At 71.7% G+C, this 17,307-nt stretch carries 19 protein-coding genes and 1 pseudogene; 13 read left to right on the top strand and 7 right to left on the bottom strand.

The features are described 5' to 3' along the window. Nucleotides 1–2: 2 nt before the first annotated feature. Complete coding sequence (locus JOF44_RS04095) at nt 3–401, bottom strand: VOC family protein (protein ID WP_245348845.1); 399 nt, start codon at nt 399–401, stop codon at nt 3–5. Between the two features lie 18 nt (nt 402–419). Between JOF44_RS04095 and JOF44_RS04090 the strand changes: the two genes are divergently transcribed. The 7 genes from JOF44_RS04090 to mutM all read left to right on the top strand — a co-directional run bounded on the left by JOF44_RS04090 (nt 420) and on the right by mutM (nt 5,504). Next, complete coding sequence (locus JOF44_RS04090; RefSeq protein ID WP_245348844.1) at nt 420–1,304, top strand: helix-turn-helix domain-containing protein; 885 nt, start codon at nt 420–422, stop codon at nt 1,302–1,304. Next, nucleotides 1,301–1,681, top strand: coding sequence for a DUF3224 domain-containing protein (locus tag JOF44_RS04085; RefSeq protein ID WP_209887699.1), 381 nt, complete (start codon nt 1,301–1,303; stop codon nt 1,679–1,681). The genes JOF44_RS04090 and JOF44_RS04085 overlap by 4 nt, the downstream gene beginning before the upstream one ends. Nucleotides 1,682–1,749: 68 nt before the next feature. Further along, nucleotides 1,750–2,241: a pantetheine-phosphate adenylyltransferase gene (coaD, locus tag JOF44_RS04080; RefSeq protein ID WP_209887696.1), complete on the top strand. Its 492-nt coding sequence runs from the start codon at nt 1,750–1,752 to the stop codon at nt 2,239–2,241. A gap of 4 nt (nt 2,242–2,245) precedes the next feature. Continuing rightward, a complete protein-coding gene (locus tag JOF44_RS04075; protein WP_209887693.1) occupies nt 2,246–2,872 on the top strand; it encodes a YceD family protein in 627 nt (208 codons plus the stop codon). Beyond that, complete coding sequence (gene rnc, locus JOF44_RS04070; protein WP_209887690.1) at nt 2,872–3,624, top strand: ribonuclease III; 753 nt, start codon at nt 2,872–2,874, stop codon at nt 3,622–3,624. The genes JOF44_RS04075 and rnc overlap by 1 nt, the downstream gene beginning before the upstream one ends. A 4-nt stretch (nt 3,625–3,628) precedes the next feature. After that, a complete protein-coding gene (locus JOF44_RS04065) occupies nt 3,629–4,672 on the top strand; it encodes a DNA-formamidopyrimidine glycosylase family protein (RefSeq protein ID WP_209887687.1) in 1,044 nt (347 codons plus the stop codon). Further along, entirely contained in the window at nt 4,665–5,504 is an 840-nt protein-coding gene (gene mutM, locus JOF44_RS04060; protein ID WP_092107218.1) for a bifunctional DNA-formamidopyrimidine glycosylase/DNA-(apurinic or apyrimidinic site) lyase, read from the top strand. The genes JOF44_RS04065 and mutM overlap by 8 nt, the downstream gene beginning before the upstream one ends. A 327-nt stretch (nt 5,505–5,831) precedes the next feature. Here mutM and JOF44_RS04055 read toward each other — a convergent pair whose 3' ends face one another. Beyond that, complete coding sequence (locus JOF44_RS04055) at nt 5,832–6,221, bottom strand: heavy metal-responsive transcriptional regulator (protein WP_070436137.1); 390 nt, start codon at nt 6,219–6,221, stop codon at nt 5,832–5,834. 104 nt (nt 6,222–6,325) lie between these two features. Here JOF44_RS04055 and merA point away from each other — a divergent pair, with 104 nt between their 5' ends. Together merA and merB are read left to right on the top strand one after the other, a co-directional pair. After that, entirely contained in the window at nt 6,326–7,747 is a 1,422-nt protein-coding gene (gene merA / locus JOF44_RS04050) for a mercury(II) reductase (RefSeq protein ID WP_144588263.1), read from the top strand. A gap of 49 nt (nt 7,748–7,796) precedes the next feature. Next, complete coding sequence (merB, locus tag JOF44_RS04045; protein ID WP_092107222.1) at nt 7,797–8,459, top strand: organomercurial lyase MerB; 663 nt, start codon at nt 7,797–7,799, stop codon at nt 8,457–8,459. A 35-nt stretch (nt 8,460–8,494) separates the two neighbouring features. Here merB and JOF44_RS21235 read toward each other — a convergent pair whose 3' ends face one another. Further along, nucleotides 8,495–8,707, bottom strand: a complete 213-nt coding sequence (locus JOF44_RS21235) for a hypothetical protein (RefSeq protein WP_209887684.1) — start codon at nt 8,705–8,707, stop codon at nt 8,495–8,497. A gap of 74 nt (nt 8,708–8,781) precedes the next feature. On the opposite strand from JOF44_RS21235, the gene JOF44_RS04035 reads away from it, so the two are divergent. The 4 genes and pseudogenes from JOF44_RS04035 to JOF44_RS04020 all read left to right on the top strand — a co-directional run bounded on the left by JOF44_RS04035 (nt 8,782) and on the right by JOF44_RS04020 (nt 11,674). Further along, nucleotides 8,782–9,309, top strand: coding sequence for a TlpA family protein disulfide reductase (locus JOF44_RS04035; RefSeq protein WP_209887681.1), 528 nt, complete (start codon nt 8,782–8,784; stop codon nt 9,307–9,309). 3 nt (nt 9,310–9,312) lie between these two features. Further along, the gene (locus JOF44_RS04030; RefSeq protein ID WP_209887678.1) at nt 9,313–10,230 is read left to right on the top strand and encodes a cytochrome c biogenesis CcdA family protein; all 918 of its coding nucleotides are present in this window, start codon (nt 9,313–9,315) and stop codon (nt 10,228–10,230) included. 575 nt (nt 10,231–10,805) lie between these two features. After that, a pseudogene (locus JOF44_RS04025) lies at nt 10,806–10,958 on the top strand (zinc finger domain-containing protein); the annotation flags it as partial. Between the two features lie 116 nt (nt 10,959–11,074). Then, a complete protein-coding gene (locus JOF44_RS04020) occupies nt 11,075–11,674 on the top strand; it encodes a response regulator transcription factor (protein WP_209895665.1) in 600 nt (199 codons plus the stop codon). Between the two features lie 15 nt (nt 11,675–11,689). Here JOF44_RS04020 and JOF44_RS04015 read toward each other — a convergent pair whose 3' ends face one another. From JOF44_RS04015 to cydB, 4 genes are read right to left on the bottom strand one after another with little or no spacing between them, the layout of a single operon-like run. Next, the gene (locus tag JOF44_RS04015; protein ID WP_209887675.1) at nt 11,690–12,832 is read right to left on the bottom strand and encodes a sensor histidine kinase; all 1,143 of its coding nucleotides are present in this window, start codon (nt 12,830–12,832) and stop codon (nt 11,690–11,692) included. Next, nucleotides 12,832–14,541, bottom strand: coding sequence for a thiol reductant ABC exporter subunit CydC (gene cydC / locus JOF44_RS04010; RefSeq protein WP_209887672.1), 1,710 nt, complete (start codon nt 14,539–14,541; stop codon nt 12,832–12,834). Before cydC ends, JOF44_RS04015 begins: the two co-directional genes overlap by 1 nt. Next, nucleotides 14,541–16,226, bottom strand: coding sequence for a thiol reductant ABC exporter subunit CydD (gene cydD / locus JOF44_RS04005; protein ID WP_209887669.1), 1,686 nt, complete (start codon nt 16,224–16,226; stop codon nt 14,541–14,543). The genes cydC and cydD overlap by 1 nt, the downstream gene beginning before the upstream one ends. Further along, nucleotides 16,223–17,305, bottom strand: a complete 1,083-nt coding sequence (gene cydB / locus JOF44_RS04000; RefSeq protein WP_209887666.1) for a cytochrome d ubiquinol oxidase subunit II — start codon at nt 17,303–17,305, stop codon at nt 16,223–16,225. Before cydB ends, cydD begins: the two co-directional genes overlap by 4 nt. Nucleotides 17,306–17,307 lie beyond the last annotated feature (2 nt).

The following is a 17,307-nucleotide window of genomic DNA, read 5'->3' as shown; positions in this document are numbered from 1 at the left end:
CCTCAGCCCCAGGCGGCGGCGTCGGTGAGGCAGAAGGCGTGCCCGGCCGGATCGCGCAGCACGATCCAGGTCTCCCCGGGCTGGGGGTCGACCCGCTCGGCCCCGAGCTCCACGCAGCGTGCGGCCGCGTCCTCCAGGTCGTCCACGGCCAGGTCGAAGTGGAACTGCTTGCGACCGTCGTCCGGCCAGGCGGGGCGCTGATGATCCGGGATCATCCCGATGCCGAGGGCATGCGAGGGCCCCTGCAGCATCGCGTACTCGGGCGTGAGGGCGAGGATCGGCCAGCCCAGCACGGCCGACCAGAACCGGGCGATCGGCTCGGTCTCGGACGCGTCCAGGGTGATCATGGCGAGGCGGGCGACGGGGACGGTCTCTGTCGTGGAGGCGGCGGTCTGTGTCATGCCCGCCATACTCCTGGCATGGACCCGTCTGGAGATTGGACGAACGCGACAGCTCCCGCCGTCGAGCCCGGGCACCTGTACGGGCACGTGCTGCGGCCCGAGGAGTTCCTACGGCATGCCCGCTACGACCACGCCGTCCCCGACCGCCGTCTGCGCTGCTGGATCGATCGCTACTGGTCGGTGACCTGGGACCTCGGTCCCGGCCGGATGCACCGCGTGACCACGCTCGACGAGCCCTCGACCCACCTCACCCGCGAATGGGGAGGGGTTCGGCGAGAGGGCACCGACGGTGCCGGAACCTGGATCACGGGGCCCGTCACCCAGGGCAGGTTCGATGTCACCCAGCATGAGGCGGGCGGCGTCGTCGGGGTGCGCTTCCGTCTCGGGGGCACCACCGCCTTCACCCGCGCCGACCTCGCCGCGCTCCGCGACCGCACGGTGCCGGCGGCCGAATGGTTCGGCGCCGACCTCCCGCCGCCGGACCTCCCCAGTACGGCCACCGGCGCGGCACCCGCTCTCGACGCCTGGCTGCTGGCGCGCGAACCCCGCGAGGATCCCGGTGCTGCCGCCTTCCGGGAGGTCCTCGCCGTGCTGGAGGACCCGGAGGTCACCGGCACCGCCGTGCTCGAGCGGCGCTCGGGCCGCTCCATCCGCTCCCTGCAGCGGCAGTTCCACCGCTACGTCGGCGTCGGTCCCAAACGCATGCTGCTGCGCGCGCGGGTGATGGACGCCGTCGCCGCGATCGACCGCGGCGACCCGCGCTCTCTCGCGGATCTCGCCCAGGGTCTCGGGTGGTTCGACCAGTCCCACTTCATCCGCGACTTCCGCACCGTGACGGGACGGACCCCGTCCTCGTACGGCGGTTCCCGCGGCGACCGCGCAGCTGGGATACTGCCCCCATGACCGCGATCACCGCCGCCTTCACCGTCGACCTCCGCCCCGGCGAGGACCTGCCCGGGGCGGCCGGCCGCTTCGAGCTGACCAAGACCTGGACCGGCGCGCTGGAGGGGACCAGCCGCGGCACCATGCTCACGGCGGGCGATCCCGCCACCGGCGATGCCGGGTACATCGCGAGCGAGATCTTCGAGGGCGCCTTCCAGGGCCGCACCGGGACCGTCGCCCTCCAGCAGCTCGGCACGATGGCGGGCGGGGAGCCGGCCCTGGAGTACGTCCTGGTGCCCGGCTCCGGCACCGGAGCTCTCGCGGGGATCCGCGGCACCCTCACCATCGAGGGCATCGACGACGACGGCGTGCACCGGGTCGGGATCTCGCTCGCCTGACCTGACCTGACCGGACGTGACCTGACCTGACCTGACCAGGCCCGATCCGGCCCGGCTACAGTGGCGCCATGACCACCGTCGTCCTGCCCGGCTCGTTCGACCCCTTCACCCTGGGCCACCTCGACCTCACCCGTCGGGCCGTCGCCCTGGGCCACCACGTGATCATCGCTGTGTCCCACAATCCCTCCAAGCGGTCGATGCTGGATCTCGAGACCCGCATGGCCGCGATCCGCGCCGCCGTCGTCACCGAGGGACTCGCCGAGGACGTCGAAGTGCGCACCCTGCCCAAGGGCCTGCTGGTCGACTTCTGCCGCGAGGTGGGCGCCGGAGCCGTCGTGCGCGGTCTGCGCTCGCAGCTCGACCTCGCCTACGAGGAGCCGATGTCGCGGATGAACCATCACCTCGCCGGGCTCGAGACGGTCTTCCTCCTGACCGACTCCGCCTACGCCCACATCTCCTCGTCGCTGGTGCGTGAGGTGCACGCCCTCGGCGGTGACGTCTCCGACATGCTGCCGGTCCCCTCCCTGGACGCACTGCGCGCCGTCCCGCCGGTATCCTGAGGGCATGTCTGCCGACACCCCGCCCGTCTCCCCGCTCGATACGGCCCTGCGCGTCGACGCCGTCGACCTCATCGGCCGCACCGGCACGCACCGACATCTGACCAGCACCGTCCCTGCTCCCGCCCGCGAGGTGGGCGGCGCCGCGATGCAGGCGCCCGAGGGGCAGCCGCTCGAGGTCGAGGTGGAGCTCGAGTCCGTCGTCGAGGGCGTCTTCGTCCACGGCACCGTCAGCGCCCACCTGGACGGCGAATGCTCCCGCTGCCTCGACCCGGTCGAGCAGGACGTCACCGCACGCCTCGACGAGCTGTTCATGTACCCCGAGAAGGTCAAGGCCGACGAGCGCGAGGACACCACGATGCTCAGCGGCGATGCCGTCGAGCTGGGCTCCCTGGTCCGCGACGCGCTCGCCGAGGAGGCCGACGACCGACCGCTGTGCCGTGAGGACTGCCCGGGGCTGTGCGCCCAGTGCGGCTTCCGCATGGAGGACGACCCCACGCACCACCACGACGTCATCGACGATCGCTTCGCCGCGCTGCAGGGCATGTTCGAGGACTCCGCCGACGCCGAGGACCCCGCCGACTCCGAGGACTCCGACGGCGAGGACTCCGGGCCCCAGGGCCAGGACCGCTGATGGCGCGCAGGCGCCGCGCCACCGAGGCCGCCGATCCGGCGCAGCTGCTCGAGGGCCTGCCCCTGGACGGCGCACAGGCGGCGGACCTGCGCGAATCAGGTCTGCTCGACCTCTCTCTGACCCACCGTTCGTACTCCTACGAGCACGACGGCCTCCCGCACAACGAGCGCCTGGAGTTCCTCGGCGACGCGGTGCTGCAGCTGGCGGTCACCGAGCAGCTGTACGCCTCCCATCCCACGCTGCCCGAGGGTGATCTGGCCCGCCGGCGTGCCGCGACCGTGAGCACCCGGGCCCTCGCCGTGATCGCCTCGAAGCTCGACCTCGGCGCGTACGTGAAGCTGGGCCGCGGGGAGGACCTCACCGGCGGCCGGGCGAAGTCCTCCATCCTCGCCGACACCACCGAGGCCGTGATCGGCGCCGTCCACCTCGCCCTCGGCCAGAGCGTCTCCCGCCGCTTCGTGCTCGACCTCATGGCCCCGCTGCTGGATTCCGACGAGTTCCTCGAGACCAGCTACGACTTCAAGTCCCGCCTGCAGGAGATCGCCGCCGCCGCGGGCACGAGCCCCACCTACCGCCTCACCGAGGACGGCCTCGAGCACGCCAAGGTCTTCACCGCCTCCGTCAGCGTCGAGGGCGTCGTGAGCGCGCACGGCGAGGGGGCCTCCAAGAAGGACGCCGAGCTCGCCGCCGCCCAGACCGCCGTGCGCACCGTCCTGGCCGAGCGCGGCGAATCTCTGATCCCGCGGGGCTGAGGCCGTGCCCGAGCTGCCCGAGGTCGAGGTCGTCCGTCGAGGCCTGGAACCCCGCACCGTCGGCCGCCTGATCGAATCGGTCGAGGTGCTCGACCCCCGGATCCTGCGCCGTCAGAGCGGCGGAGCGGACCGTCTGCGCGGTGCCCTGGCCGGCACCCGGATGACCGCCGTCGTGCGCCGCGGGAAGTTCCTGTGGTGGCGCCTGGCCGACGAGACCGGCGAGGACACCGGCGAGGCGCTGATGGCGCACCTGGGCATGAGCGGGCAGCTGCGCGTGCGCGACGCCGGGCCGCTCACCCCTGGGCGCTCCGAGGCTGCCGCCCCATCCGAGCTCGCCCCGTCCGAGGGACCCGCCTCGGATCCGCTGCGCCACCGCCGCCTGAGCCTCCACCTCGACGACGGCACCGCGATCGACCTGATCGACCAGCGGATCTTCGGCGGGATCTGGTCCAGCCCCCTCGAACCCGCCGCCGACGGCTCCCTCGCCGGGCTCGGCAGCCCGGACGCGATGCTGCCGACCGACGCCGCGCGCATCGCCCGTGACCTGCTCGACCCCGCGGCGGACCTGCCCGCGATCGCCCGCACGATCCGCTCCCGGCGCGCCGGCGTGAAGTCGCTGCTGCTGGCCCAGGACCTGGTCAGCGGCATCGGCAACATCTACGCCGACGAGGCGCTGTGGGAGGCCCGTACCCGCTACGACACCCCCGGCGCGGCGCTGACCCAGCGCAGGGCGCTGGCGATCCTGCGTGCGGCCGGCGCGGTGATGGAGCGGGCGCTGGCCGTCGGCGGCACCAGCTTCGATGCGCTGTACGTCAACGTCGAGGGGCGCAGCGGCTACCTCGACATTGACGTAGAGCGAGTCGAAGGAAGCCGTGCACACGAAGGTCGCGATTGTCTGTGCCGGGCATCGGCCATGCGTCGACAAGCGATATTGCGGTCTGACCTGGCACGAAGGGCTCTGGACAAGCAGCTCAACGGTCCAGCCCATTTAGTAGCGCACCGACACAAAGTCGGGTCGCGGAGTCTGCGAGGTGTGGCCTGTGCCTGAATTGCCTGAGGTCGAGGTCGTGCGTCGGGGGATCGACGATCATGTCCGTGGCCGGACGATCGCCTCGGCGACTGTTCTGCATCCGCGTGCGGCGCGACGTCATGTGGGCGGTCCGGCGGATCTCGCAGCACGGATGGTCGGTGCGACGATCACGGGGACTGCGCGCCGCGGCAAGTACCTGTGGCTGATCCTGGACGGTGCAGATGCGTTGCTGATGCATCTGGGGATGAGCGGGCAGATGCTCATTTCGTCCCCTGATGCCGCAGTCGCCGCGCACGAGCGGGCGCGCTTCACCTTCACCGACGGAGGCCACGATCTGCGGTTCGACGACCAGCGCACGTTCGGCCATCTGCTGTACGACGAGGGCGGAGCGGTGCTGCCCTCGCTGATCGCCCACATCGCGAGGGATCCCTTCGACCCGCAGTTCGACCAGCCGGCGGCGGTCGCGCGGATCAAGGCCAGGAGCACCGGGATCAAGCGCGTGTTGCTGGACCAGACGGTGGTGTCCGGCATCGGGAACATCTACGCCGACGAGGCACTGTGGGCTGCCAAGGAGCAGGGGGAGACGGCAGCCTCGTCGTTGAGCAAGCCAAGGATCTCAGCGCTGGTCGATGCGGCGCGGGAGGTCATGGCCGCTGCTCTTGCCCAGGGCGGTACATCGTTCGACTCCCTCTATGTCGACGTGGCCGGCAGCAGCGGCTATTTTGCCCGCAGCCTGAATGCCTACGGTCTTGCTGGCCAGCCTTGCATGCGCTGCGGGACGTCGATCGTGCGGGAGAAGTTCATGAACCGATCGAGTTTCTTCTGCCCTGTCTGCCAGCGGAAACGCTAGTTCGATCGGTCGCCTGCGACGCGATCACAAACAGGGGATCGGGCTACATCGCCATGGCGTCGCCTCGTTTCCCGATACGTCAATGTAGGACGATCACCGTCGCTCCAGAAGCGCTCCGGTCACGGTATTCTCTCGCACCGCGCGTGGGCGTCGATGCGGACACTGCAGTTCCACGGCACGAACCGGCAGTGGTGAGGACAGGGCGATTTGCCCAGTTCGGGGTGGGCACTGACTTGCAGCGGCGGTCCATGAGACCCGTTCAATCGACGAAGCCGTCGAGGCTGACTGACGGTCTTCCTTTCACAACTTTCGACGTCTGACGAGGACCTACAGGTAGCGACACACCTGATCGGCGCTGCAGGTCTCCGGCTCGGGGTGCGCTGCATCGTCCCGGAGGTCCGTGATGGTGTCGCGCAGTGCGGACAGCTGGGAGATCTGCTGCTCGATGTCGTGCAGGCGCGCGTCGAGCAGGTCGCGCACGTGGTCGCACGGGGCACGTCCGGCGTCGCGGATGTCCATGATCTGGCGGATCTGGGCGAGGGTGAGGCCGGCGGCCTGGCCGCGGTGGACGAAGTCGACACGTGCGATCGCGTCCGGCGGGTAGTCACGGTACCCCGACGACGTCCTGCCGGGCGGCGGTAGCAGCCCCTGCTCCTCGTAGAACCTCAGGGTCTTGGCCGTGGTGCCGGCCGCCTGTGCGAGCTCCCCGATCTTCACGCCGTCCTCCGATCGTGTCGCGGCCGTACTTGACCTTCCCCTGTACTGGAAGGTCCAGCATAGTTGATGACGGAACAGAAGACCAAGGACTGACAGGAGCAGGGATGCCTACGAAGTACGACCTCGCCATCATCGGATCGGGCGGCGGAGCGTTCGCCGCCGCGATCCGTGCGAACACGCTCGGCAAGTCGGTGGTGATGATCGAGCGCGGAACCTTCGGCGGCACGTGCGTGAACACCGGCTGCGTGCCGTCGAAGGCGCTCATCGCCGCCGCCGAGGCCCGCCACGTCGCCATGGACGCGTCTGGTCGGTTCCCGGGCATCGTCGCGGCCGCGGAACCGGTGGACATGCCGGCGCTGATCGGGAGCAAGCAGGACCTGGTCGAGAGCCTGCGAGGCGAGAAGTACGTCGATGTCGCCGAGGCGTACGGATGGCACGTCCGCAAGGGCGACGCCTCGTTCGCCGGCACCCCCGACGCGCCGGTCCTGGAGGTCGTCGGACCCGACGGGGCCGTCGGGACCATCGAGGCTGACCAGTACCTGGTCGCGACCGGATCCCGGCCATGGGCCCCGCCGATCGAGGGCCTGGAAGAGGCCGGGTACCTGACCTCGACCACGGCGATGGAGCTGACGGCGGTGCCGAAGTCGCTGCTGGTGCTCGGCGGCGGCTACGTGGCGCTGGAGCAGGCCCAGCTGTATGCGCGTCTCGGGGCGAAGGTGACCCTGCTGGTCCGTTCCCGGCTGGCGTCGAAGGAGGAGCTGGAGGTGTCCAATGCCCTGGCCGAGGTCTTCTCCGACGAGGGCATCCGAGTGGTCCGCCGAGTGGTCCCGACCCGCGTCGCCCGCGACGCGGACGGACAGGTCGTCGTCACCGCCGACGTGTCCGGCGGATCGCAGGACTTCCGCGCCGACCAGGTTCTGGTCGCGCTCGGCCGACGGCCGGTCACCGAGGGACTCAACCTCGAGGCGGTGGAGGTGAAGACTGGCGACGCCGGGCAGATCGTCGTCTCTGACCAGCTGCAGTCGTCCAACCCCCGGGTCTGGGCCGCGGGGGACGTCACCGGGCACCCCGAGTTCGTCTATGTCGCCGCCCACCACGGCACCCTCGTGGCTGAGAACGCGTTCACAGATGCCCAAAAGCCGGTGGACTACGCGAGGCTGCCCCGGGTGACGTTCACCTCTCCTGCCATCGGCGCGGTCGGGATGACCGAGAAGCAGGTCCTCGAGGCGGGGATCCGCTGCGACTGCCGCGTCCTGCCCCTGCACTACGTGCCCCGCGCGCTGGTCAATCGCGACACCCGCGGCTTCATCAAGATGGTCGCCGACGCGGACACCGGGGAGATCCTGGGGCTGACCGCGGTCGCCAAGGACGCGGGGGAGCTGGCCGCCGCCGGGGTCCACGTGCTCGGCAAGACCATCGCCGAGGTCGCCGACGCCTGGGCTCCGTACCTGACCATGGCCGAGGGCATCCGGATCGCCGCCAAGGCCTTCACCACCGACGTCTCGAAGCTCTCCTGCTGCGCGTGAGAACCCCGCGACAGCACACCGCCCGCATTCAGAACTGGAGGAACCCGCAATGTCCGACCTCAGTAAGCAACTTCCCGAGCGGCTCGGCCGCACCGAGGAGACGGGTCTCGACCCCGGCCTGCTCGTCCCGCTGCTTCGGCTTCTCGCCGACGGCGATCCCGTCACGGTCGAGCAGCTCGCCACGGCCGCGGGCCGCACACCCGAGCAGGTCAGGACCAGGCTGGCAGCGGTGCCCGACACCGAGTACGACGACCTGGGTCGGATCGTCGGCCAGGGCCTCACCCTGCGGCCCACCCCGCACCGGTTCACCGCGTCAGGAGAAGGGCTCTACACCTGGTGCGCGCTGGACACCCTGGTCTTCCCGGCGCTTCTCGGCCGCCCAGCGCGCGTGGAGTCGGTCTCCCCGGCCAGCGGCGAGATGATCCGCGTCGCCGTCGATCCGGTCGCCGGAGCCATAAGCATCGAGCCCGCCACTGCCGTGGTCTCGCTGATGAATCCGGACCAGATCACCTCGATCCGATCGTCGTTCTGCAACCAGGTGCACTACTTCACCTCTGTTGGCGACGCTGCCGAGTGGCTCGCCGAGCATCCCGGGGCCGAGGCGGTGCCGGTGGCCGAGGCGCATCGGATCGGAGCCGAACTCGCCGCGCGCCTGCTCGACCGGTCCCAGGGTGATGTCTCGGCGGCCGACGACTGCCGCCGCTGCTGCTGACCCAAGACTTCGAGAGATTCGAGATACAGATGACATCAGAACACTATGACCGGCCAGGTGGCGGAGGCCTGCTCTTCGGGGCAGGAGCCGTGCTGCTCATGGCCCTCTGCTGCGCACTGCCACTGCTCATAGCCGGGGGAGTGCTCGCCGGCGTCGGAGGCCTCCTCGGCAACCCCTGGGTGATCGGCGCGGGCATCGCGCTCGTCGCGCTCGTCCTGCTGGTCGTCGCCCGTCGCCGAGCCCACCACGGCCGCACCGGACCCGACTGCTGCCCGACCACCGACCCCGCCCAGCCCGCAGACCCGAAGGACGACCAGAACCGATGACGATATCCCTCACCCGCCGCACAACCCTTTCGCTCGCAGGCCTCCTGATCGTGGGTTCTCTGGCCTTGAGTGCCTGTGGTAGCGCCGACGAGGACGGGTCCTCCGCGGACGCCGGCTCGCCCGCACCCGTGACCAGTATCGACGGCCAGCAGGTCAGCCTGCCAGCCGCTGGGAAGCCCACCGCCGTGTTCTTCTTCTCCGTCGGCTGCGGCGAATGCGTCGGCGGCGTCCGGTCCCTCGGTGAAGCCGCCGCCAGCGCCGAGGACAACGGCACTGATGCACAGTTCCTCGCCGTCGACATGGATCCGCGCGAGCCCAAGGAGACCATTGAGGGCTTCATGGAGTACGTCGAGGCCGAACACGTCCCCGCCGCCATCGACGAGGGCGCGGTCCTGTCGCAGCGCTTCGACGTCGCCGCGCTGTCCACCCTGATCATCGTCGACGCCGACGGCAAGGTGACATTCCGCGCCACCGACCCCGCCGCCGACACGATCGTCGCCGAGCTCGAGAAGGCCGGGGCCTGAGCCATGGGTGGACTTCTCGCGCTCGCTTTCGCCGCCGGGATGATCGCCCCGGTCAATCCCTGCGGCTTTGCCCTGCTCCCGGCGTGGATCACCCACGCGCTCGGGGACGCCTCCTCCTCCCCGGCACCGGTGCGACTCCTGCGGTCGCTGCGTGCCGGCGTCGCGGTGACCATCGGGTTCGCGGGAACGCTCGCGCTGGCAGGCATCGCTGTGAGCGCCGGAGCGCGGAGCCTGATCCAGGCCGCTCCCGTGCTGGGGCTCGCCGTCGGCGTCGTGCTCGTCCTGTTCGGCGCGGCGATGCTGACAGGCCGGTCTTTCTCGCTCCGACTGCCCAGCATCCCTTCCCGAGTCACGGACCGCCCTCCGAGCACCGCACGCATGGTCCTCTTCGGGGTCGGCTACGCCGTGGCGTCGCTGTCGTGCACCTTCGGCGTACTCCTGGCCGTCATCGCGCAGGCCCAGGCCACAGCCAGCTTCGCAGGGCTGCTCCTCGTGTTCGGCGTGTACGCCGCGGGCTCTGCCACCGTCTTGCTGATCGTCGCCGTTGCCGCCGCCGCAGCAGGTTCGGCGCTGTCGCGACGCATCGCATCGCTGGCGCGCTATGGGCCCAGGATTACTGCCTTCGTCCTCGTACTCACCGGTGCTTATCTGGCCTGGTACTGGTACCCGGCCGCCACCGGCGACGCTGCCGCCTCCAGTCGCACCAACGCCGTCGCCGGAGTCGCCACTGCGGTGTCGGGCTGGGTCCAAGGACACGTCGGTGTCGTCACCGGAGTGTCCGTCGCCGCCGTGATCGTCGTGCTGCTGATCGGGACCCTCAGCCGTCGCCGCCGCGCCAGCCTCCGGAAGACTGAGGCAGACTGCTGCGCCCCGGAGCCAGCGCGCTCTGCCGACGACCGCCAGAGCGCAGAAACCGAGTGACCACAACCCTGGCCGATGGCCGTGGACGAATGGCTCGACGTCGCCGCCTCGGCAGAGCGCCACGGCTGCAGCAAGAGCAGCTGGCGGCGCGTCTGGCAGGGCAGGCTCCCAGCCCGGACCGAGAAGGTGGACGGACGCGACGGACGCATGGTCATCAAGACGCTGATCCGGGTCTCCGACCTGGACCCGGGCGTTCGGCCTGACCGCGCACGCCGAGCACGTCCGGAAGATCCGCCAGGCCGCGCCGCCGCTGACGCGGGAGCAGACGACGTTCATCGCCAAGGTCTTCACGGACCACCTGCTCGAACAGGACGCCAAGAGAAGAAGAGAAGGGGAGGCCGGGACTGCGTCGTAGCCGACGCAGTGCCCATCTTCGTTGGCGGAGGCATCCTGTGCGCACGGTCACGGATGCCCGATTCTTCCTTCGACCGGGCCGTTGACATGTTGAAGTCCTGAGGCCGTACTCTGGTGTGTAGGCAGTGCGCGTCCTTCACGCGTCGTCGCACCGTGAAGTATCCTCTGACCAGCGGAAACGCCACCTTCAGAGGCTCCCAGTTTTTCAATGTATCTATCGTGGGAAGTCGGGCTACTTCGCCCGGTCCCTGGCCGCCTACGGACAGGACGGCACCCCCTGCCGACGGTGCGGCACCGTGCTCCGGCGCGCCGTCCATCAGGGGCGCAGCAGCCACTTCTGCCCGCGCTGCCAGCGCCCGCTCCCGCGGCGCTGAGGTCGTCCTCCTCACGTCGCTGCTCCGGCTCGCCCGAGGCGGCCGCCGGATATGCTGACGGCAGGCCCGACCCGGAAGGATGTGCCGTGACAGCTTCGCCAGAGCAGGTCCGCGTGATGCTGGTCGACGACCACGAGGTGGTCCGCCGCGGCATCGTCACGGTCATCGACGCCCAGGACGGTCTGAGCGTCGTGGGGGAGGCGTCCTCCGTCGCCGAGGCGACGCGCCGTCTGCCCGCGATCCGCCCCGACGTGCTGGTGGTCGACCTGCAGCTGCCCGACGGCACCGGCGTCGACGTCATGAGGTCCGCTCGTAGCACCTGCCCCGAGCAGCGGATGCTCGTGCTGACGAGCTTCGACGACGACGCCGCGCTGCGGGAGTCGCGGTCGGCCGGGGCCGCCGGACTGATGCTGAAGTCCGCCCGCTCCCAGGAGATCGTCGCGGCCATCCGGGCGGTGCACGAGGGCCGGGACGTGTGGCCCGCCGACCACGTCGCCGACGGCCCGGATCTGTCCGAGTCCGATCAGCGCATCGTCGACCTGATCGGCGACGGGCACTCCAACCGCGAGATCGCCGACGAGCTCGGCATCGCCGAGAAGACCGTCAAGAACCGGGTGACGGTGATCCTGCAGACCCTCGGCATGCAGCGCCGCACCCAGGTCGCCGCGATGGTGGCCGCCCGCCGCCGCGTCGGCTGGAAGCAGGACCCCTCCTGATCATCCCGGGCCCGATCACACCGGCGGCAGGGTGACGCGCCAGGAGATCATCGTGCCCGGCTCGAGGGTGATCGCGTCGACCCATCCCGAGTGACGCCGGGCGCGGCTGGACATGTTCGCCAGCCCGCTGCGCCGCTGCACCGCGGGGTCGATCCCGCGCCCGTTGTCGGAGACGTTGACCTGCACCACGCGGTCCACGCCCTCGCTGAATACGCTCACCGAGACCGCGACGGCGCTGGCGTGGGCGTGGCGTGCGGCGTTGGCCAGGCCCTCCCGGACCACCGCGACCACGTCCTCGGCGACCTCGGCGGGCAGCTCGGCATCCATCTCCCCCGGGTGCGGGGGCAGCCGCAGGGCCGGCACGAAGCCCAGGCCGGCGGTGGCCAGTCCCACCTCGTGGCGCAGCTGCTCGGTCAGGGTCGCCTCCGGCCGCTGCCGGCGCAGAGACTGCACGATCTGCCGGATCTGTGCGACCGCGTTCTCCACCCCCTGCACGGAGGCGGCGACGGAGGAGCGGATCCGTGTGTTCGAGGGCGGCTCCCCGGGGGAGGCCAGGGCGTCGGTGAGACCTTCGAGCTCCATCCCCACCGCGAACAGCTCCTGGATCGCCAGGTCGTGCAGATCGCGCGCGATCCGCCCGCGCTCGTCGTCCAGCTCCCCGGAGACGCCCAGGGTCGGGGCTCGCAGGGTGAGGGCGATGAGACCGGCCAAGGCGTCGAGCCGTTCGCGGTCCGCCGGAGTGAACGGGGCCGAGGGGGCATCTGCGGTGCCGCGCAGCACGACCAGGGTCCCCACGCCGTGCTCGGCGGCGTCGATCAGAGCCAGCAGCGCGCGGTGCTCCTGCGCGTCGATCGAGAGGCTGCCGATCTCCTCGAACGCCTCGGCGTCGGCGTCCTCGAGGGCGCGCCCGGCGGGGGAGTCCGGCACCACAGGTTCCCCGAGCAGAGCCGGCGCGTCGGGGCCGTCGACGATCTCGTGCGTCCAGGTACCGGGCCCCAGAGGCAGGGCGAGGGCCGCAGTGCGGGCGTCGAGGTCCGTGCGGGCGGAGCGGACCAGCAGATCCAGCAGGTCCTCGGTGTCGCCGCCGGCGAGCACGGCGCCGACGAGGTCCTGGACCCGGGGGCGGTCGGGCCGGGGCGGCGGGGTGGTCGTGCTCATCAGCTCTCCTCGAGGCGGGTGCTCGCATTCTCGCCGATGCGGAGCACCGGGGTGCCCGCCGGGATCGCCTCGGGACGGTGGGTGACCACCACGACGGTGCCGGCCGACGGCACGAGGGTCTCATCGGCCGGGTCGAGCAGCGCCCGCAGCAGGGCGTCCCCGCGGGCGGTGTCGAGATGCTCGGTCGGCTCGTCCAGCAGCAGGACCGGGCCGCGGCGGATCACCGCCCGGGCCAGCAGCAGCCTGCGCCGTTCTCCGCCGGAGACGGTGGTGCCGTCCGGTCCGAGCAGGGTGTCCAGACCACGGGGGAGGGTCGCGACCCAGCCCGCGAGGCCGACGGCCTCCAGAGCGGCGCGGGCGGTCTCGTCAGCGAGGTCGCCGCGGACCACCTTGAGGTTCTCCCGCAGCGTGGTGGCGAAGACGTGGGCGTCCTCGGCGAACATCGTCACGGCCGAGCGCAGGGGAGCGCCGCCGGCGAGCTCGATACGGCCGGCCAGCGGCTCGAGCAGTCCCGCGAGCGTGGCCAGCAGGGTCGATTTCCCGGTGCCGGAGGCCCCCACCACGGCCAGGCGCGAGCCCGGCGGGAGATCCAGGTCGAGGTCCGCCACCCGTGCCGCCCCGTCGCTCCATCCGGCGCTGAGCCCGACGGCCCGCAGCGTCCCCGCGCCCGCCGCGGCTCCGTCGGCCGCGGGGACGGCAGGGGCTGTGGGGTCCGCGGGGGCTGCGGCGGGCGCGGCGTCGCCGCCCTCGGGCCCGACGATCTCGGCCAGGCGCTGGGCGGCGGCGCGGGAGCGGGCGTACTGGGAGGCCGCGGCGGGCAGGGTCGTGGCCGCCTCGAAGGAGGACAGCGGCAGCAGCAGGAGCACGCCGATCTGTCCCGCCGAGGCGCCGCCGTCGGTCCATGCGGCCCCGGCGGCCAACAGCGAACCGGCGACGGCCAGGACCATCGCCAGCGGCACCGCCGCCGAGGCCACGGCCGCGGGCAGCGCGGCCCGGTCCAGCGCCGCATCGTGGGTCCGCTGGCCGGTCCGCAGCTCCGCCAGCGACTGCTCGAGCCGCCCGTCGACCCGCAGCGCGGTGGCGTCGTCGAGGATCTCCAGCGCCGAGGCACCCACCGCCGCGCGGGTGGTGACCACGGCCTGTTCGGTGATCCGTGCGGCGCGGTAGGCGGCGAGCGGGGCCAGCAGGCTCGCGACCACCAGGGCGACCAGCATCGTCATGGCGGCCAGCAGGGACATGGGGGCGATGGTGGCCACGACGACCACGCCCATCACGACCGCGACCAGCGCCGGCACCAGTGCCGTGATCACGTGGTCGCCGAGCTCCTGGGCGTCGTCCCCCAGGCGGGAGAGCAGGTCGCCGCGGCTCAGCCGGGTCAGCGCATCGTCGGTGCGGGCGGCCAGCGCCGTGAACAGGTTCGTGCGCAGGGAGACCACTCCGCGCAGGGCGACGTCGTGGATCAGCATGCGGTCCAGCCAGCGGAACACGCCGCGGGAGATGCCCAGCGCCCGCACCATCACCACGGCGACCGTCAGGTCCAGCACAGGTGGCATGGTCCAGGCCCGTGTGACCAGGTAGGCGGAGACAGCGGCGAGAGCGAAGGCGGCCGCGAGGGTCGCACAGGAGGCGAGCACGGCGGCCAGGAGGCGGGCGCGCGGGATCTCCAGGGCGCGCTCGGCGCGCCGCAGCGGGGTGGCAGGGGCGTTCATCACGACACCTCCGCGCCGGTCGCCCGCATCGACGTCATCCCCACGGCGGCGACGTCGTCGGCGACCTCGACCAGGCGGGACCGGTGGGCGATGACCAGCACGGTGCGTCCCTGGGCGCGCAGGGTCCCGATCAGGTCGAGGACCACCTGCTCGGTGGCGCCGTCCAGATGCGCGGTGGGCTCGTCGAGCACCACCAGGGGGGCGGGGGAGAGCAGCGCTCGGGCGAGGGCGAGGCGCTGGCGTTGGCCGAGGGAGAGGCCGCGGCCGGCCCGTCCCAGCGGTGCCTCCCAGCCGCGCTCGGCGACCACCGCGTCCAGGCCGGTCGCCGCCGCGACGGCGGCGAGCTCATCGCGCCCGGCCCCGGGCCGTGCGGCGACCAGGACCTCGCGCAGCGTTCCCGCCGGCAGCACCGGGCGCTGGGGGAGCAGCGCCACCTGGTCCCACAGCTCGCGCCGCCGCAGCGCCCGCACGTCGGTGGCCGTGCCGTCGGCGTCGATCACCTCGGCGCGCCCCTCGTCGGCCTCCAGCAGGCCCAGCAGCACCTGGACCGCGGTGGTCTTGCCCGCTCCCGAGGGACCGGTCAGCGCCAGCACCCGGCCGGGGCGGACCGTCAGCTCGGCGCCGGCGGGCGCGTCGCCGTCGCGGGAGCGAACGGAGACCCCGCGCAGGGCGAGGGTCGAGGTGCGCAGGTCCGGGGCGGGCACCGTCCCGTCGGTCATCGGCTGTTCGTCCAGCACCGCGAAGGAGGCGCTGACGGCGGCCAGCCCGTCGGTGGAGGCGTGGTACTGGGCGCCGACGTTGCGCAGCGGCTGGTAGACCTCCGGGGCGAGGACGAGGACCGCGAGGGCGGGGGCGAGGTCCATCTCGCCGTACACCAGGCGCATGCCGATGCTCACGGCGATCAGGGCGACGCAGAGCATGGCCAACAGCTCGAGCACCATGGAGGAGAGGAAGGCGAACTTCAGCGAGCCCATCGCGGAGGCGCGGTGGCGGTCGCCGAGGGTGCGGACCATCGTCTCCGGGCCCTTCTCCCGGCCCAGGGCCCGCAGCGTCGGCAGCCCGTCGACGAGGTCCAGCAGCTGGGTCCACAGCGAGCGCATGTCCGTCAGCAGCTTCTCGGAGCGGCCGACGGTGAGCTTGCCGACCAGCACCATGAACAACGGCACCAGCGGCAGGGTGACCGCGGCGATGAGAGCGCTGAGGGGGTCGAGGATCCCGATGGTCAGCAGGCACAGCGGGGTGACCGTCACCGAGAGCATCAGCTGGGGGACGTAGCCGACCAGATAGGGCCGCAGCTGTTCGACGCCGGTGGTGGCCAGAGCCGTGAGATCGGCGCCCCGGCCGGCACCGCCGCGCGGTCCCAGGGCCGCCGCATGGGCGACGATCCGGCCCCGCAGCTCGCCGATGGCCTCGGTCGCGGCCCGATGGGCGGTGCGCTGCTCGACCAGGACGGCGCCGGCCCGCAGCGCCAGCGCCCCGAGCAGCACGACCAGCAGCCCCGGAGCCTCCTGCGGCAGCTCGTGATGGATCAGCAGCTGCGCCCCGATCCGGGCGATCACCAGTGCCGTGACGATCACGCATGCGGTCTGGACCAGACCCAGCACCACGGTGCGCAGCACGTGGTGGCGGGCGGAGCGGACCTCCCGCACCAGGCGGGGGTCCAGGGGAGCGCGGCGGGTGCTCACTCCTGGTCGAACGCTTCGCGGTAGCCCTGCTTCGCCTTCGCCAGCAGCTGGGAGCCGGGGGCGGGGCCCTCCTCGTCCGTGATGCGGTGGCGGAACACCCGGTAGGTCCACACGGTGTAGGCCAGCACGAGCGGGAGCAGGATGGCGGTGGCCACCAGCATCACGGTCAGGGTGTGCTCGCTGGAGGAGGCGTTCGCGACGGTGAGCGAGTTCGCGGGGTCACCGGTGGACGGCAGCACGTAGGGGAACAGCCCTCCGAACAGGGCGACGACGGCGCCGGTGATCGCGGTGGCGGTCGCGGCGAAGGCCAGGCCCTCCCGGCGCCGACGGTTCAGCGGGACCACCGCCACCAGGGCCGCGGCCGCGAGCACCAGCGGGACCCAGGTCCAGCTCGCATGCGCATGCGCCAGCTGGTTCCACAGGAGATAGGCGGCGGCGGCAGCGATCGTCGGCCACACCAGGATCGCGGCGCGACGGTTCGCGACCTCGCGCAGCTCCCCGGTGACCTTCAGGGCGAGATACAGGGTCCCGTGCAGCCAGAACAGCAGCACGAACACCACCCCGCCGAGCAGCGCGAAGGGGGTGAGCAGGCCCAGCAGGGAGGTGGTCACCCAGTGGTTCTCGTCGATCTCGACGCCGGCGACGATGTTCGCCATCGCCAACCCCCACAGCAGGGCGGGGGCGAAGCCGCCGATCACGTGGACGACGTCCCAGGTCCTCGTCCACCGGGGGTCGTCGACCTTGTCGCGCCATTTGAAGGCGCACACCCGCACGATCAGCACCAGCAGAAGCAGCAGGAGCGCGAGGTAGAACCCCGAGAACAGGGTCGCGTACCACTCCGGGAAGGCGGCGAACAGCAGGGCGCCGCCGGTGATGAGGAAGACCTCGTTGCCGTCCCAGACGGGACCGACGGTCTTCAGGATCGTGCCGCGGGTCCCGGGGCCGCGCCGCCAGGAGGCGGCCACGTTCATCTGCACCCCGAAGTCGAAGCCCTCCAGGAGGAAGTAGCCGAGGAAGAAGAAGGCGATGAGGCCGAACCAGAGGGTCTGCAGGGCCGTGGGGTCGAGCAGGGAGTCCATGA

Origin of the sequence: Brachybacterium fresconis, assembly GCF_017876515.1 — a bacterium.
Taxonomy (GTDB): domain Bacteria; phylum Actinomycetota; class Actinomycetes; order Actinomycetales; family Dermabacteraceae; genus Brachybacterium; species Brachybacterium fresconis.
This window is presented reverse-complemented; position numbering and strand designations above follow the sequence as displayed.